Annotated in this window: 10 protein-coding genes; all 10 read left to right on the top strand. The window is 71.4% G+C overall.

Annotation, left to right across the window (positions count from 1 at the left end; all coding sequences use genetic code 11):
- Positions 1–2,589, top strand: a 2,589-nt coding sequence (locus ACFTWP_RS16800; RefSeq protein ID WP_380265290.1) for a SpoIIE family protein phosphatase, incomplete at its 5' end; no start/stop codon positions are given.
- Positions 2,590–2,807: 218 nt separating this feature from the next.
- The gene (locus tag ACFTWP_RS16795) at positions 2,808–5,375 is read left to right on the top strand and encodes a SpoIIE family protein phosphatase (RefSeq protein WP_380265289.1); all 2,568 of its coding nucleotides are present in this window, start codon (positions 2,808–2,810) and stop codon (positions 5,373–5,375) included.
- A gap of 168 nt (positions 5,376–5,543) precedes the next feature.
- Positions 5,544–7,448: an ABC transporter family substrate-binding protein gene (locus ACFTWP_RS16790; RefSeq protein ID WP_380265288.1), complete on the top strand. Its 1,905-nt coding sequence runs from the start codon at positions 5,544–5,546 to the stop codon at positions 7,446–7,448.
- 86 nt (positions 7,449–7,534) lie between these two features.
- The gene (locus ACFTWP_RS16785) at positions 7,535–8,113 is read left to right on the top strand and encodes a Uma2 family endonuclease (RefSeq protein WP_190214563.1); all 579 of its coding nucleotides are present in this window, start codon (positions 7,535–7,537) and stop codon (positions 8,111–8,113) included.
- A gap of 294 nt (positions 8,114–8,407) precedes the next feature.
- The gene (typA, locus tag ACFTWP_RS16780; protein ID WP_380265287.1) at positions 8,408–10,276 is read left to right on the top strand and encodes a translational GTPase TypA; all 1,869 of its coding nucleotides are present in this window, start codon (positions 8,408–8,410) and stop codon (positions 10,274–10,276) included.
- A gap of 686 nt (positions 10,277–10,962) precedes the next feature.
- Entirely contained in the window at positions 10,963–12,594 is a 1,632-nt protein-coding gene (locus tag ACFTWP_RS16775) for an ABC transporter substrate-binding protein (RefSeq protein ID WP_380265286.1), read from the top strand.
- Positions 12,595–12,737: 143 nt separating this feature from the next.
- On the top strand, positions 12,738–13,664 hold the full coding sequence (locus ACFTWP_RS16770) for an ABC transporter permease (RefSeq protein WP_380265285.1): 927 nt from the start codon (positions 12,738–12,740) through the stop codon (positions 13,662–13,664).
- On the top strand, positions 13,657–14,595 hold the full coding sequence (locus ACFTWP_RS16765; RefSeq protein WP_380265284.1) for an ABC transporter permease: 939 nt from the start codon (positions 13,657–13,659) through the stop codon (positions 14,593–14,595). The genes ACFTWP_RS16770 and ACFTWP_RS16765 overlap by 8 nt, the downstream gene beginning before the upstream one ends.
- A gap of 16 nt (positions 14,596–14,611) precedes the next feature.
- Positions 14,612–15,667, top strand: a complete 1,056-nt coding sequence (locus tag ACFTWP_RS16760; RefSeq protein WP_380265283.1) for an ABC transporter ATP-binding protein — start codon at positions 14,612–14,614, stop codon at positions 15,665–15,667.
- A complete protein-coding gene (locus ACFTWP_RS16755; protein WP_380265282.1) occupies positions 15,660–16,676 on the top strand; it encodes an ABC transporter ATP-binding protein in 1,017 nt (338 codons plus the stop codon). Before ACFTWP_RS16760 ends, ACFTWP_RS16755 begins: the two co-directional genes overlap by 8 nt.
- The last annotated feature ends 121 nt before the right edge of the window (positions 16,677–16,797 follow it).

Raw genomic sequence — 16,797 nt, 5'->3', positions numbered from 1 at the left:
GTCGACGCCGGCCCGCGCCCCACGCTGCCGATCGTCCACGCGGGGCCGCCGCCGGCGGGCGCGCGCGGCCGTCCGGGGTTGCCGTTCCCGGACGCCTCGCCGCTGGTGGCCGTGCCCGGGGTGCGCACCCGCGGCAGCCTGTTCGACGTGGTGAAGGTGGCCATCGCGATCCTCGACACCTCCGCCCGGGTGGTGCTGTGGAGCCCGGCCGCCGAGGAGCTGCTCGGCTGGCCGAGCGAGCTGCTGGTCGGCCGCCGGATCGACGACCTGCTGGGTGACGCGGAGCAGGTGGCCCGGACCAGGGCGGCGATCGAGGAGACCCTGCGGCACGGCCGCTGGCACGGGCTGACCGAGATCCGGCACCGGGACGGCCAGGCGGTCGCCGTCGAGGCCAGGATCTCGCTGCTGGTGGACGGCGACGGCACGCCGTTCCTCCAGGTGGCGCTGGCCGAGGCGCAGGCGCTGCAGGCCGTCGAGCGGGACCTGGCGGTGCGCGACGCGCTGTTCGAGCAGTCCCCGCTGGGCATCGCCGTGCTCGACACCGACCTGCGCTACACCGCCGTCAACCAGACCCTCGCCGACATGAACGGCGTCTCGATCGAGGAGCACACCGGCCGGACGACCGGCGAGACGCTGCCCGAGCGGGCCGCCGACGAGATCACCGCGATCCAGCGTCAGGTGCTGGCCACCGGCGAGCCGGTCATCGACGTCACGCTGGCCTCCCCGGTGACCGCCCGGGCCGGGTTCCGCTCGATCTCCTACAGCCGGATGACCGACCGGGCGGGTCGGGTGCTCGGCATCTCCGGCACGGTGATGGACGTGACCGAGCGCTACCGGGCGGTGGCCAAGGTCGAGCACGCCCGCCGCCGGCTGTCGCTGCTGAACGAGTTCGGCTCCCGGGTCGGCGACCTGCTGGACGCCTCGCGGATCGCGCAGGAGCTGGCCAGCGCGGTGGTGCCCCGGCTGACCGACCACGCCGCGGTGATCCTGCTGCAGGCGGTCGCCCACGGGGACGACCTGCCCCGGCACGGTCACGACCGCCGCACCTCGCTGCTCCAGCTGGGCACCGCCTCCGTCCAGGACGGCCCCGAGGTCGAGGTGATGCTCCGGCGGGGGGCCAGGATCACCTTCGCGGAGGACTCCGTCTGCGGCCGGGTCCTGCGGACCGGCGTGCCGGAGCTGCTCTCCGGCGCGGACGAGCTGAGCGAGGTCACCTACCCGGGCGACCCGAAGATGCAGGCCGCCCACGAGCTCGGCGTGCACTCGATGCTGGTGGTCCCGCTGCGGGCCCGCGGCATCGTGATCGGCCTCCTGCTGGTCAGCCGGGCCGGCTACCGGGAGGGCTTCGACCGCGACGACCTGGCCTTCACCGTGGAGCTGGCGGACCGGGCCGGCAGCTCGCTGGACAACGCCCGCCTGTACGCCCGCGAGCGCACCGCGGCGCTCACCCTGCAGCGCACCCTGCTCCCGCAGCAGGTCCCGCAGCCGACCGGGGTCGAGGTCGCCTACCGGTACGTGCCCGGCAGCAGCGGCACCGAGGTCGGCGGCGACTGGTTCGACGTCATCCCGCTGCCCGGCGACCGGACGGCGCTGGTGGTCGGGGACGTGATGGGCCACGGCCTGCGGGCCGCCGCGACGATGGGGCGGCTGCGCACCGCCGTCCGGACCCTGGCGGGGCTGGACCTGCCGCCGGACGTCCTGCTGCGGCACGTCCACGAGCTGACCGACGACCTCGCCCAGAGCCCGGACGAGGCGCTGCTGGCGACCTGCATCTACGCCGTCTTCGACCCCGCCACGGCCCGGCTGGTGGTCGCCAAGGCCGGGCACATCCCGCCGGTGCTGATCGTCCCCCGCGAGCTCGCCGAGGAGCCGACCAGGACGGGCGGTCCGCTGCCCGGCGGTGAGGGCCGGGTGCTCGAACTGCCGTCCGGGGCGCCGCTCGGAGTCGGCGGCGTGCCCTTCGAGTCGATCGAACTGAAGATCCCCGAGGGCAGCCTGCTGGCGCTCTGCACGGACGGCCTGGTGGAGTCCCGCGACAAGGACCTCGACGTCGGCCTCGGCCGGCTGCTGACCGTGCTGGAGGAGCCGTACGCCTCGATCCAGCAGGCCTGCGAGGCGGTGCTCGGCACCATGGAGCAGGGCCGCGAGCCCGACGACGTCGCGCTGCTGCTGGCCCGGCTCGGCCACGGGCAGGCCGGCACCCCGACGGCCGGCTGGACGCTGCCCGCCGAGCCGACCGCCGTCGCCCGGGCCCGCCGGCTGGTGCGCGCCACGCTGGCCGAGTGGGGGGTGGAGGAGCTGACGGACACCGCCGAGCTGCTGGTCAGCGAGCTGGTCACCAACTCCGTCCGCTACGCGAGCGCGCCGATCGGCGTCCGGTTGACGCTGGGCGGCACGCTGCTGGTCGAGATCTCCGACCCGCTGCCCGACCCGCCCAGGGAGCGGCACGCCGCCGAGGCCGACGAGGGCGGCCGGGGGCTGGAACTCGTCCGCCGGCTGGCGCTGCGCTGGGGCGCGCGGGCCGAGGGGATCGGCAAGGTCGTCTGGTTCGAACAGGCACTCCCGGGTATGGAGCCGGGGGAGAAGTGACGCGAGTAGAACGGGACATGACATGCCGCGGAGGGGTCCGGGGGAGCGCGCTCGACGGCACGGGGGGCGGACGTGGCATTGTGGGTGCGCGGGCGGCCGGACAAAAACCTTCGCCCGATCTGATGTTGTGATGTTGAGGGCGTGTGCGCTCACCCCTCGATGATGAATACTCGGTCTTCTCGACATCCGGACGGTCGCGGGTTGGAGGGGTCGGTCCGTTGAACAGCACCCCGGCGCGGAGCGCGCCGAGCAGCAGCGGTCATGTCGCCGTGCCCGGACAGTCCACTGCCCCGGGCGGCCTGCCGAGGCCGGCCCCGGCGAGCCTGGCCCGCTGGGGCCACGGCCAGCCCGGATCCATCTACGACTACATCCGGGTCGCCACCTTCGCGATCGGCGCGGACGGCCGGATCTGCCAGTGGAGCGACCGCGCGGCCGAGTTCTTCGGCCTGCCGGCCGCCGAGGCCGTCGGCGCCGACCCGATCACCACCTTCGTGCCGCGCGAGCTCTGGGCCCGCGGCCGGGCCCGGCTGGAGAGCATCCTCGCCGGCGAGGAGTGGGTCGGCACCGCCCCCTACCGGGACGCCGCCGGCACCGAGAGCCTCGCCGAGCTGTACCTGATGCCGGACAGCGCGCTGCCGGCCTCCGGCGCCACCTGCCTGGCCGTCGACCTCGGTCGGCTGCGCCGGATCGAGACCGACCTCGCCGCCTCCGAGGCCGTCTTCGGGCAGACCCCGACCGGCTTCGTGCTCTTCGACGCCGGGTTGCGGCTGCAGCGGGTGAACGACGCCTTCGCCTCCGGCGTCGGCCTCGGCGCCGCCGACCTGGAGGGCCTCACCCCGCACGACCTCTTCCCGCCCAACGAGGCCGACCGCCTCGCGGCCGCCCTGCGCAAGGTGCTGGAGAGCGGCGAACCGGTGTTCGACGTGCGCTTCCACGGTGTCCCCGCCGTCGACGGCAACCGGCTCTGGGCCATCTCGCTCTACCGCCTCGACGGCGTCGGCGGGAAGCCGATGGGCGTGGCCGGGCAGGTCTCCGACGTCACCAGCCGCCACGTCGCCGAACGCGAGGCCGACGGCGTCCGGCGCAACCTCGCGCTGCTCAACGAGGCCAGCGCGCACATCGGCTCCACCCTCGACCTGGAGACCACCGCCAAGGAACTGCTGGACGTCGTCGTCCCGCCGTTCTGCGACCTCGCCAGCGTCGACCTCTACACCGCCCTGCTCACCGGCGAGAGCGCCCCGCGGGCCGGCCGGCTGGGCGAGCAGCCGCTCTCGGACGGCTGCGGCGAACTGCGCCGGGTCGCCGTCTCCAGCGTGGTCGGCGGCGCCTCCTCGGTGCTCGGCTCGGTGGCCGGGTTCCCGGTCGCCGAGGCCGGCGGCACGCTCTGTTACCCGCGCCGCTCACCGCACGCCCGCGCGCTGCGCACCGGCCGAAGCGTCATCCCCGAGCCCGGCCCCGACCCGCTGCTGCGCTCCACCCTGATCGTCCCGCTGGTCGCCCGTGACCAGGTGCTCGGCCTGGTCCAGCTCTCCCGCGCGATCGGCAGCGAGCCCTTCGACGCCCGGGACGTGGCGATCGCCGAGGAGCTGGTCGCCCGGGCCGCCGTCTGCATCGACAACGCCCGCCTGTACCGCCGCGAGCACGAGCGCGCGCTGATCCTGCAGCGCAGCCTGCTGCCCCCGGGGAACCCGGCCGCCAGCGGCCTGGAGATCGCCTGCCGGTACCTGCCCAGCAACAACAACACCGAGGTCGGCGGCGACTGGTTCGACATCATCCCGCTGCCGGGCAACCGCACCGCGCTGGTGATCGGCGACGTGATGGGCCGCGGCCTGCGGGCCGCCGTCGCGATGGGCCAGCTGCGCACCGCGGTGCGGACCCTCGCGATGCTCGACCTCGACCCGGCCGAGGTGCTCACCGCCCTCGACGAGATCGCCCGCGGCCTCGGCGACGACTCCGCCCCGGCGGCCGGCCCGACCCCGTACGGCCGGCTGACCTCGCCCGCCGACGAGGAGGCCCGCGAGGTCTACCTCGCCACCTGCGTGTACGCGGTCTTCGACGCCGTCACCCGGCGCTGCATCTTCGCCAACGCCGGCCACCTGCCGCCCGTCCTGCTCAGCCCCGGCGAGCCGGCCCGGATGCTCGACGTGCCGCCCGGCCTGCCGCTCGGCGTCGGCGGCGAGCCGTTCGAGGAGGTCGAGCTGACCCTCCCGGACGGCGCCCTGCTCGGCCTCTACACCGACGGCCTGGTCGAGTCCCGCAAGCACCAGCTGGACGAGGGGCTGCGGGCCTTCCGGCTCGCCCTCTCGGCCGGGGCGAAGAGCCTGGAGGACCTCTGCGACCACGTCCTCGGCGAGCTCAACCCGCACCACGGCGAGGACGACATCGCCCTGCTGATGGCCAAGGTGCACGCCTTCCCGGAGGACTCCGTCGGCGACTGGCAGCTGCCGCCCGAGCCGACCTCGGTCGCCAAGGCGCGCGAGCTGGCCTGCAGCTGGCTGCTGACCCGCGGGCTGGACGAGCTGGTCGACACCACCGAGCTGCTGGTCAGCGAGCTGGTCACCAACGCCCTGCGGCACGGCCGGGGCGACATCCGGCTGCGGCTGCTGCGCGACCGCACCGTGGTCTGCGAGGTCTGGGACGACGGGTACGCGCAACCCCGGCAGCGCCGGGCCCAGGAGACCGACGAGGGCGGCCGCGGCCTGCAACTGGTCAGTCTGCTGGCCGAGCGCTGGGGCAGCCGCCGCACCCCCAAGGGCAAGATCGTCTGGTTCGAGCTGAGCCTCTGACGGGCGCCGCCACGGGCCCGCCCGCCGACGGCCGGAGCCCGGCTGTCCGCCACGCGGGTGCATCGGCGCAACCGTTCGCCGTGTCGGGCCCGGCGCGGGCGGCGCCGTCGCGTTGAGTGGTGACCCACCCCGGTCATCGGGTCACCCGACCAGCCGACGGAGCCGAGCATGCGCGCCCGCCAGATCACCGCCGCAGCCGCCGCGCTGCTCCTCGCCGCCGCCCTCGCGGGCTGCTCGGACGATCCGGAGCCGCAGGCCCCGTCGGCCTCCGACGTCAGCGCCGCCGACCGCGCCCTGGTCCGCGACGGCGGCACGCTGCGCTGGGCCGTCGAGTCCGTCCCCGCGACGCTGAACGTCTACCAGCCGGGTGCCACCGCCGACTCGGGGCTGCTCGCCCGGGCCGTGCTCCCCTCGCTCTTCCGCTTCGACGACCGCGCCCGCCCCACCGCCGACCCGGACTACCTGCTCTCCGCCGAGTCCACGCCGGCCGGGCAGTCGCCGCAGGTGGTCACCTACAAGCTGAACCCGAAGGCGGTCTGGAGCGACGGCACCCCGCTCTCGGTCGCCGACTTCTCCGCCCAGCGCAGCGCCCTGGCCGGCGCCGACCCGGCGTACCAGGCGGCCCGCCCGGCCGGGTACGACGCCATCGAATCGGTCACCCAGGGAGCCGACCCCTCCGAGGTCAAGGTCACCTTCAAGCGGCCGTACGCCCAGTGGCGGGCCCTGTTCGGCCCGCTCTACCCGGCCGCGGCCACCGCCTCGCCGGCGGCGTTCAACCAGCCGCTCGCCGGGGAGTTCCACACCTCGGGCGGGCCGTTCCTGCTCGCCGAGTACGACAGGGCGGCGGGCCGGGCGGCGCTGGTCCGCAATCCCAAGTGGTGGGGCGACACCCCGAAGGCCGAGCGGATCGACTTCCTCGCCGTCCCGGCCGCGGACCGGCTCGACGCCCTCGACCAGGGCAAGCTCGACATCGCGGCGCTGACCGACGCGGTCGACACGGCCGGCGGGCCGCAGTCCGGCGCCGTCCAGGCGGCGGCCGGCACGACCCCGGCCGGCCCGGTGACGTCGGGTGCGGCCGCACCCGCCGCGGTGTCGTCCCCGCCCGCCGTGCCCACGTCCGCCGCGCCGTCCACGTCCGCCGCGCCGTCCGCCTCCGCGCAGTCGGCCGCCGCCGCTCCGCCGGACGCCGCCGCCGGGGTCGCACTGGCGGCGGCCTCCGCACAGGCGCTCAAGCGGGCCGAGTCGCTGCCCGGCCTCTCCCTGCACCGGGCGGCGGCGCCCGCCCTGACCGAACTCACCCTCAACGCCTCCCGGGCGCCGCTCACCGACCCGGCCGTCCGCCGGGCGCTGGCCCGGGCGATCGACCGCCGGAAGATCGCCGACGCCGCCCTGACCCCGCTCGGCCTGGCCGCCACCCCGCTCGGCAACCACCTGCTGGCGGCCGGCCAGGACGGCTACCAGGACAACAGCGCCGCCGTCGGGGACGCCCCGGCCGCCCGGCTGCTGGACGAGGCCGGCTGGAAGAGCGCCGGCTCGGGCACCCGGGTCAAGGACGGCAAGGAGCTGGCGCTCACCCTGCTGCTGCCCGCGGGCTCGGCCACCGCCCTGCGCACCGCCGAGGCGCTCACCGCCGACCTGGCCGGGTCCGGCATCGCGGTGCGACCCCGGGCCGTGCCCGCCGACGGCTTCGTCAGCGGCCCGCTGGCCGCGGGCGACTTCGACCTCGCCCTGTTCTCCTGGCCGGCCACCGCCTCCCCGGCAACCGACGAGCGGGCGGTGTACGCCAAGCCGCAGCCCGGCCCGGACGGCGCCCCGCAGCTCGGCTCCAACTACGCCCGGACCGGCACGGCGGAGATCGACCTCCTGTTCGACCGGGCCGCCGCCGAGCTCGACCCGGCGGCCCAGCGCTCGCTGCTCCAGCAGGCCGACGCCCGGATCTGGGAGCTCGGCCACTCCGTCCCGCTCTACCAGCGCCCCGATCTGGTCGCCGTCCGCACCGGCGTGGCCGGCGCGGGGGCGTACGGTTTCGCCCGGCCGCGCTACCAGGACCTCGGATTCCTGGCCACCACCTGACCAATCCCCACGAAAGGGTGAACCCGCAGGGAAGTCGCGGCGCTACGCTGAGTACCAGGGCCAGACTTCCGTCCATGGGAGCGACGATGACTCGCGAGAAAATGCCGGACTGGGCCATTCCGCCGGAGGGCGGCTTCACCGCCGAAGACCTCGACCGGCTCCCCGACCTGCCTCCGCACACGGAGCTGATCGACGGGAGCCTGGTACTCGTGAGCCCTCAGCGTGACTTTCACAGCGTCGCCATCGACCTGCTCATGGCGGGCCTGAGAGTGACTGCCCCGGGGTTCCTGCGGGTGCGCCGTGAGATGACGGTCACCCTCGGCCCCCGCCAGCGCCCCGAGCCCGACCTGATGGTGGTCAAGGCCTCCGCGGTGACCGGCCCCGAGCTGACCAGTTTTCGGCCCGCCGACGTCCTGCTCGCCGTTGAGGTGGTCTCGCCGGACTCGGAGGAGCGCGACCGCGAGCGCAAGCCGGACCTCTACGCCGGCGCCGGCATCCCGCACTTCTGGCTGGTCGAGCGCGAGGGCGGCCGGCCGGTGGTGCACGTCTACGAACTGGACGCCCCGACCCGCAAGTACGTCGCCGTGGGCATCCACCGGGAGCAGCTGAAGCTCGCGCTGCCGTTCGCGATCGACATCGACCTGACCGCCATCGACCAGCTCTGACCGCCGTCCGGGCACGACCGCGAGAGGGGCCCCGGACACCCTCTCCCGGGCCCGCCGGCAGGGTCACGACCGTGCCGGGTGACCGACGACACCCCCGCTCCGCAGGCGGGGGCACGTGGCCGTTTCGGCCCAGCTGGGTGGTTCCCAGTACCATAGGAGAAAGCCGTGGCGTGTCTGCCCGGCGGGTGGACCGGTAGTAGCAGGCGGAACGGGCGGCGGCGATCAACAGGGATCGCAGGTCGGCGTCACGCAGCCGGGCGCCGTAACCCACGACTCCGGGAGAATCCGCTCCGCATGCCCACGCGCAATGACATCCGCAACGTTGCCATCGTCGCCCACGTCGACCACGGCAAGACCACGCTGGTCGACGCCATGCTGAAGCAGGCCGGCGCCTTCGCCGCCCACCAGCACCTCGACGACCGAATGATGGACTCCAACGACCTGGAGCGCGAGAAGGGCATCACCATTCTCGCGAAGAACACCGCCGTCAAGTACCACCCGAAGGAGGGTGGCGCGCCGATCACGATCAACATCATCGACACCCCGGGCCACGCCGACTTCGGTGGCGAGGTCGAGCGCGGCCTGTCGATGGTCGACGCGGTCGTCCTCCTGGTCGACGCCTCGGAGGGTCCGCTGCCGCAGACCCGCTTCGTGCTCCGCAAGGCCCTGACCGCGAAGCTCCCGGTCATCCTCTGCATCAACAAGACCGACCGTCCGGACTCCCGGATCGACGAGGTCATCAACGAGACCTACGACCTCTTCCTGGACCTCGACGCCACCGAGGAGCAGATCGAGTTCCCGATCGTCTACGCCTGTGCGCGTGACGGCGTCGCCTCGATGACCAAGCCGGAGAACGGCACCGTGCCGCCGGACAGCGACTCGCTGGAGCCGTTCTTCTCCACCATCCTGGAGCACGTCCCGGCCCCGGTCTACGACGAGGACGCCCCGCTCCAGGCGCACGTCACCAACCTGGACGCCGACAACTTCCTCGGCCGCATCGCGCTCTGCCGCGTCGAGCAGGGCGAGCTGCGCAAGGGCCAGCAGGTCGCGTGGATCAAGCGTGACGGCACGATCCAGAACGTCAAGATCACCGAGCTGCTGATGACCGAGGCGCTCACCCGCAAGCCGGCCGAGGTGGCCGGCCCCGGCGACATCTGCGCCGTCGCGGGCATCCCGGACATCATGATCGGCGAGACCCTGGCCGACCCGGAGAACCCGATCGCGCTGCCGCTGATCACGGTGGACGAGCCGGCCATCTCGATGGTCATCGGCACCAACACCTCGCCGCTGGTCGGCAAGGGCGGCAAGGGCCACAAGGTCACCGCCCGCATGGTGAAGGACCGCCTGGACCGCGAGCTGATCGGTAACGTCTCGCTGCGCGTGCTGCCGACCGAGCGCCCGGACGCCTGGGAGGTCCAGGGCCGTGGCGAGCTGGCGCTGGCCATCCTGGTCGAGACCATGCGCCGGGAGCTCTTCGAGCTGACCGTCGGCAAGCCGCAGGTCGTCACCAAGGTCATCAACGGCAAGACCCACGAGCCGGTCGAGCGGATGACCATCGACAGCCCCGAGGAGTACCTCGGCGCGATCACCCAGCTGATGGCGACCCGCAAGGGCCGCATGGAGACCATGACGAACCACGGCTCCGGCTGGGTCCGCATGGAGTTCATCGTCCCGTCGCGCGGCCTGATCGGCTTCCGCACCCAGTTCCTCACGGACACCCGCGGCACCGGCATCGCGCACTCCATCTTCGAGGGCCACGAGCCGTGGTTCGGCGAGCTCCGGATGCGCAACAACGGTTCGCTGGTCGCCGACCGCGCCGGTGTCGTGACGCCGTTCGCGATGATGGGCATCCAGGAGCGCGGCACGCTGTTCGTCGAGCCCACCACCGAGGTGTACGAGGGCATGATCGTCGGCGAGAACTCGCGCCAGGACGACATGGACATCAACATCACCAAGGAGAAGAAGCTCACCAACATGCGTGCGGCCTCCTCCGACACCACCGAGAACCTGGTGCCGCCGCGCAAGCTCTCGCTGGAGCAGTCGCTGGAGTTCTGCCGCGAGGACGAGTGCATCGAGGTGACCCCGGAGACCGTGCGCATCCGCAAGGTCGTCCTGGACCAGAAGGAGCGCGGCCGCACGGCCTCGCGCGCCAAGAAGAACTGACGCCCGCTCCGGTGGGCTGACGCCCGCCGCGGTGCTCCGGCGCCGTGGACGCGGCGCCCCCGGCCGCCGTCCCGCCTCCCGCGAGGGAGGAGGGACGGCGGCCGTTTTTCGTGCCCGGAGACGGTTCGCAACGGCCCTTGTGCGGATCCGCGCCGTCGTGCCGGAGCATCCCGCGGCGGCTTCCGCCGCCGGAACTGATCGTCCACGGAACGCTCGGTCCGCCGATTGATGTCATGCCCGCGGCGAATTGTGCTTTGCGCCCCCCCGGGCTTCGGACACGGGCCGCGTTAACCGCAATCCCGACTGTTAAGTGAACGCTGTCTGTTAACGGAGCGCTGTCGACGCGCGTAGCGCCGAAGAGGCCTCTATCACACCTGAATGTCCGCTGAGCGAACGTGACAATCCGTCATTCATGACAACTGTCCGTTTAATACCTGTCTGGCTATGTCTCAAATGTCCGATTTTCGAAACTTACTGACCGTTCATGTGACCTAATTGAGATCCGTATTCGTCGCTTTCGTATCCGTGTGTGACGGATAGTGGGTGCAGTCAGGCTCGGGCAAGGGTTACGCGCAGGGGTGCGCGCCGAACCTCGAGCGAGGAAGCACCGCCGGCCAGGCGCTGTCGCCGGCCACTCCCCCCGGTGCTCTCCACGTTTGCAAACACGGATTTCAGGAGGCACACCGATGCGCGGTGCCAGCCAGGCCAAGTGGGTTGTCGCAGCTGTTGCTGTCGCCCTCGCAGCAACTGCTTGTGGCAGCGGTTCGTCCAGCGGTGGCAGCTCCGACAGTGCCGTCAACGCCCAGGGCGTCTTCAGCTACCAGAGCGCGGAGCCGCAGAACCCGCTCCAGCCGGCCAACGCCATGGAGAACCAGGGCGGCCGCATCGTGAAGCAGCTCTTCATGGGCCTCGTCGACTACGACCCGGCCTCGGGCGCCCTGCGCAACCAGGTGGCCGACAAGATCGAGACCACTGACGCCAAGAACTACACCGTCACCCTGAAGTCCGGCTGGACCTTCCACGACGGCACCCCGGTGACCGCCAAGTCCTTCGTGGACTCCTGGAACTGGTCGGCCAACACCAAGAACAACCAGATCAACTCGGACTGGTTCTCCGACATCGCCGGCTACGACGCCGTGCACCCGGAGAAGGGTGACCCGACCGCCGACGCGATGTCCGGCCTGAAGGTCGTCGACGACACCCACTTCACCATCGAGCTGACCGGCCCGGTCTCGTACTTCCAGTACAAGCTCGGCTACTCGGCCTTCTTCCCGCTGCCCACCGGCTTCTTCGCGGACCCGGCCGGCTACGGCCAGAAGCCGGTCGGCAACGGCCCCTACAAGTTCGTCTCGTGGGAGCACAACAAGGCGATCACGCTGGCCGCGAACGACAAGTACGCCGGCACGGACAAGCCGAAGAACGGCGGCATCGTCTTCAAGAACTACTCGTCCGGCGAGGCGGCCTACAAGGACCTCACCTCCGACACCCTGGACGTGCTGGACCAGGTCGACCCGACCGACCTGGCCTCCTACAAGGCCGACCTGGGCAACCGCGCGGTCGACCAGGCCCAGGGCGCCATCCAGAACATCTCGTTCGCGCTCTACCAGGGTGACTGGGCCGGCGTCGACAAGGCCAAGGTCCGCCAGGGCCTGTCGATGGCGATCGACCGCGACACCATCACCAAGACCGTGCTGAACGGCTCGCGTCAGGCCGCCGACAGCTGGGTCGCCCCCGGCGTCATGGGCTACAAGGCCGGCGCCTGCGGCGACGCCTGCAAGTTCGACCCGGCCAAGGCCAAGGAGCTCATCCAGGCCGGCGGCGGCGTGCCGAACAACAAGATCACGATCATCTACAACTCCGACGGTGGTCACAAGGAGTGGGTCGACGCGGTCTGCAACTCGATCCGCCAGTCGACCGGCGTCGAGTGCCTCGGTGACCCGAAGCCCGACTTCAAGACCTCGCGTGACATCATCCGCAAGAAGGCCGTGCCGAGCATGATGCGCACCGGCTGGGTTCAGGACTACCCGCTGAACGCCAACTTCCTGCGTGACGTCTACGGCACCGGCGCCTCGGCGAACGACGCGGGCTACTCCAGCCCCGAGTTCGACAAGCTGGCGCAGGAGGCCGACCAGGCCACCTCGGTCGAGAAGACCGCGGACCTCTACCAGCAGGCCGAGGCCGTCCTGGCCAAGGACATGCCGGCCATCCCGCTCTGGTACTACAAGACCAACTCCGGCTGGTCCAACAACGTCCAGAACGTCAAGTTCGACTCCTTCGGCAACCCGGTCTTCACCGGTGTCGAGGTCAAGCAGAAGTAGTTCAGCCCGGCACCGCACGGCTGAACAGGTAGCGGCCGGTGCCCGTCCCATCCCCACAAGGGCAGGACTGGCACCGGCCGTTGGCACGCCGACTCACCTCTGACCCGGGATGACGGCCCGTCAGAGAAATACATGGAGGAACGATGGGGCGCTTTGTCGCGAGGCGACTGCTCCAAATGATCCCGGTCTTCCTGGGGACAGTCACGCTCATCTTCTTTATGGTGCGCTGGCTCCCGGGCGACCAGGTCAGCGCGTTGTGGGGCGACAAGGCGCCGGACCCGGCCCAGCTCGCCGCCATCAAGCACCGGATGGGGCTCGACCAGTCGCTGTGGAAGCAGTACCTCGACTACATGGGCAACCTGTTCACCGGTGACTTCGGCGAGACGATGGCGGGCCGCAAGGTCCTCGACGTGATCACCGAAGCGATGCCGGTGACCATCCGCCTCGCGCTGATGGCCTTCGCCATCGAGATCGTGCTCGGCGTGACGATCGGTCTCTTCTCCGGCCTGCGCCGGGGCAAGGCCTTCGACAAGGGCACCCTGGTCCTGACCCTGCTGCTGATCTCGATCCCGGTGCCGGTGCTCGGCTTCGTCTTCCAGACGGTGTTCGCGACCAACCTGGGCTGGGTCACCCCGACCGTCCAGGACTCCATGAACCTGGGCCAGCTGCTGCTGCCCGCGTTCGTGCTCGGCTCGCTGTCGCTGGCCTACGTCGCGCGGCTGACCCGTACCTCCATCGTGGAGAACGTCCGGTCCGACTACATGCGTACGGCGGTAGCCAAGGGCCTGCCCAGGCGCAAGGTGATCGGGACCCACCTGCTGCGCAACTCGCTGATCCCGGTCGTCACCTTCCTGGGCACCGACCTGGGCGCCCTGATGGGCGGCGCGATCGTCACCGAGGGCATCTTCAACGTCAAGGGCGTCGGCAACGCGCTCTACCACGCGATCAACCTCAAGGAGGGCGGCACGGTCTCCGGCTTCGTCGTCGTCCTGGTGCTCGTGTACCTGGCCGCCAGCCTGCTCGTCGACCTGCTCTACGCGGTCCTGGACCCGAGGATCCGTTATGCCTGACCTGATCCAGAAGACCGCCGACATCCCCGCGCAGCGCGCGGGCGGCCCGGCGGAGCCCAAGCCCGAGAAGGCCCGCAGCCTCGGCTCGGACGCCTGGCACGACCTGCGCCGCAAGCCGATCTTCGTGATCTCGGCCCTGCTGATCCTGCTGCTGATCCTGATCGCCATCGCGCCGGGCCTGTTCACCTCGGTGGACCCGCGCGCCGGCGACCTGCGCGCGCACTTCCTGACGAAGCCGAACTACAGCCACTTCTTCCAGGCGGACTGGTTCGGCTACGACGGCCAGGGCCGGTCCATCTACGCCCGGGTGATCTACGGCGCCCGCGCCTCGGTGGTGGTCGGCATCTGCGTGACCACCGGCGTGACCGTCCTCGGCGGCATCACCGGCATGCTGGCCGGCTACTTCGGCGGCTGGGCCGACGTGATCATCTCCCGGGTCACCGACATCTTCTTCGGCATCCCGCTGCTGCTCGGCGCCCTGGTGATCCTGAACGCCTTCACCTCGCGCACGATCTGGAGCGTCGTCTTCGCCCTGGTCGCCCTCGGCTGGACCCAGATGACCCGCGTGATGCGCGGTTCGGTCATCACGGTCAAGCAGGCCGACTACGTGACGGCCGCCAAGGCCCTCGGCGCCGGCACCTCGCGGATCCTGGTCAAGCACATCCTGCCGAACGCGATCGCCCCGGTGATCGTGGTCGCGACCATCGCACTCGGCGGCTACATCGCCACCGAGGCGACGCTGAGCTTCCTCGGCATCGGTCTGCAGGACCCGACCATCTCCTGGGGCATCGACATCAACTCGGCCCAGAAGGTCATCCGCACCGCCCCGTTCGCGCTCTTCTTCCCCGCCGGCATGCTGAGCCTGACCGTTCTGGCCTTCATCATGCTCGGCGACGCGGTGCGCGACGCCCTCGACCCGAAGCTGCGCTGAGAGAGGCGGACGCATCATGACCACCGTCATAGACCCGAAGGCCGCCCCCGCGAGCGGGCGCCTCACCCCCGGCACCCCGCTGCTGGAGGTCAAGGACCTGCACGTCGAGTTCGTGACCCGGGACGGCATCGCCAAGGCCGTCAACGGCGTCAACTACTCCGTCGCGGCCGGCGAGACCCTCGCCGTCCTGGGCGAGTCGGGCTCCGGCAAGTCCGTCACGGCGCAGACCATCATGGGCATCCTGGACATGCCGCCGGGCCGCATCACCTCCGGTGAGATCCTCTTCCGCGGCCAGGACATGCTCAAGATGAGCAACGAGGAGCGCCGCCGGCTGCGCGGTCGGAAGATCGCGATGATCTTCCAGGACGCGCTGTCCTCGCTGAACCCGGTGCTGAGCGTCGGCTACCAGCTGGGCGAGATGTTCCGGGTGCACCAGGGCGCCTCCCGCAAGGAGGCGAAGGCGAAGGCCATCGAGCTGATGGACCGGGTGCGCATCCCCGCCGCGAAGCAGCGGGTGGGCGACTACCCGCACCAGTTCTCCGGCGGCATGCGCCAGCGCATCATGATCGCGATGGCGCTGGCCCTGGAGCCGGACCTGATCATCGCGGACGAGCCCACCACCGCGCTGGACGTCACCGTCCAGGCCCAGGTGATGGACCTCCTCGCCGAGCTGCAGGCCGAGTTCAACATGGGCCTGATCCTGATCACCCACGACCTCGGCGTGGTCGCCGACGTCGCGGACAAGATCGCGGTCATGTACGCGGGCCGGATCGTCGAGACCGCCCCGGTGCACGAGCTGTACGCCAACCCGGCGCACCCGTACACCAAGGGTCTGCTGCGCTCGATCCCGCGCCTGGACCAGAAGGGCCAGGAGCTCTACGCGATCAAGGGCCTGCCCCCGAACCTCCTCAAGGTCCCGGCCGGCTGCGCCTTCAACCCGCGCTGCGACGTGGCCACCGACCTGTGCCGCACCGAGATCCCGGCGCTGCACCAGGTGATGGACAAGAACGACGCCGAGATCGCCGGTCGCGCGAGCGCCTGCCACCTCTGGAAGGAGACCCTCCATGGCTGAGCCCATCCTGGAGGTCAAGGACCTGGTCAAGCACTACCCGCTGTCCCAGGGCATCCTCTTCAAGAAGCAGGTCGGCGCGGTCAAGGCGGTCGACGGCATCAGCTTCGACCTGAAGCAGGGCGAGACGCTGGGCATCGTCGGCGAGTCCGGCTGCGGCAAGTCGACCCTGGCCAAGGTCCTGATGAACCTGGAGCAGGCCACCTCCGGTCAGGTCCTGTTCAAGGGCGAGGACATCTCCCGGCTGTCGGGCCAGGCGCTCAAGGCCGTCCGCCGCAACATCCAGATGGTCTTCCAGGACCCGTACACCTCGCTCAACCCCCGGATGACGGTGGGCGACATCATCGGCGAGCCGTACGAGATCCACCCGGAGGTGGCGCCCAAGGGCGACCGCCGCAAGGCCGTTCAGGACCTGCTGGACGTGGTCGGGCTCAACCCGGAGTACATCAACCGGTACCCGCACCAGTTCTCCGGCGGCCAGCGTCAGCGCATCGGCATCGCCCGCGGCCTGGCGCTCAAGCCCGAGGTGATCATCTGCGACGAGCCGGTCTCGGCGCTGGACGTCTCCGTCCAGGCGCAGGTCATCAACCTGCTGGAGCAGCTCCAGACCGAGTTCAACTTGTCGTACATGTTCATCGCGCACGACCTCTCCATCGTCCGGCACATCTCCGACCGCGTCGGCGTGATGTACCTCGGCAAGATGGTCGAGATCGGCACCGACGAGCAGATCTACGACCACGCCACGCACCCCTACACCCAGGCCCTGCTCTCCGCCGTGCCGGTGCCGGACCCGACCGGCCGGGAGAACCGCGAGCGGATCATCCTCTCCGGCGACATCCCCTCGCCGGCCAACCCGCCGTCGGGCTGCCGCTTCCGCACCCGCTGCTGGAAGGCCGAGGACCGCTGCTCGACCGAGGTGCCGCTGCTGGCGGTGCCCGAGCTGCTGAAGGGCCCGGCGGCGCACGACTCCGCCTGCCACTTCGCCGAGGTCGTGGCGCCCGTCGCCGCCTGACCCGACCCGCTCCCGAAGGACCCGCAGCCCCGTGCTGCGGGTCCTTCGCGCGTTCGGGGCCGGGGTCGGGACCGTCCGCCGGGCGCGGCTCCACCCGACGGTGGCGGGGCTGCACCCATCC

The organism is Kitasatospora sp. NPDC057015 (genome assembly GCF_042673745.1).
In the GTDB taxonomy this organism is placed as follows: Bacteria; Actinomycetota; Actinomycetes; order Streptomycetales; family Streptomycetaceae; genus Kitasatospora.
Note: the sequence above shows the minus strand (reverse complement) of the source record. Positions and strands in the feature narration are given on the sequence as shown.

What these genes read in the sequence shown, in the direction of transcription:
- ACFTWP_RS16790 (WP_380265288.1), top strand. Translation starts at nt 5,544, where the DNA reads ATGCGCGCCCGCCAGATCACCGCCGCAGCCGCCGCGCTGCTCCTCGCC.
- ACFTWP_RS16785 (WP_190214563.1), top strand. Translation starts at nt 7,535, where the DNA reads ATGACTCGCGAGAAAATGCCGGACTGGGCCATTCCGCCGGAGGGCGGC.
- typA (WP_380265287.1), top strand. Translation starts at nt 8,408, where the DNA reads ATGCCCACGCGCAATGACATCCGCAACGTTGCCATCGTCGCCCACGTC.
- ACFTWP_RS16775 (WP_380265286.1), top strand. Translation starts at nt 10,963, where the DNA reads ATGCGCGGTGCCAGCCAGGCCAAGTGGGTTGTCGCAGCTGTTGCTGTC.
- ACFTWP_RS16770 (WP_380265285.1), top strand. Translation starts at nt 12,738, where the DNA reads ATGGGGCGCTTTGTCGCGAGGCGACTGCTCCAAATGATCCCGGTCTTC.
- ACFTWP_RS16765 (WP_380265284.1), top strand. Translation starts at nt 13,657, where the DNA reads ATGCCTGACCTGATCCAGAAGACCGCCGACATCCCCGCGCAGCGCGCG.
- ACFTWP_RS16760 (WP_380265283.1), top strand. Translation starts at nt 14,612, where the DNA reads ATGACCACCGTCATAGACCCGAAGGCCGCCCCCGCGAGCGGGCGCCTC.
- ACFTWP_RS16755 (WP_380265282.1), top strand. Translation starts at nt 15,660, where the DNA reads ATGGCTGAGCCCATCCTGGAGGTCAAGGACCTGGTCAAGCACTACCCG.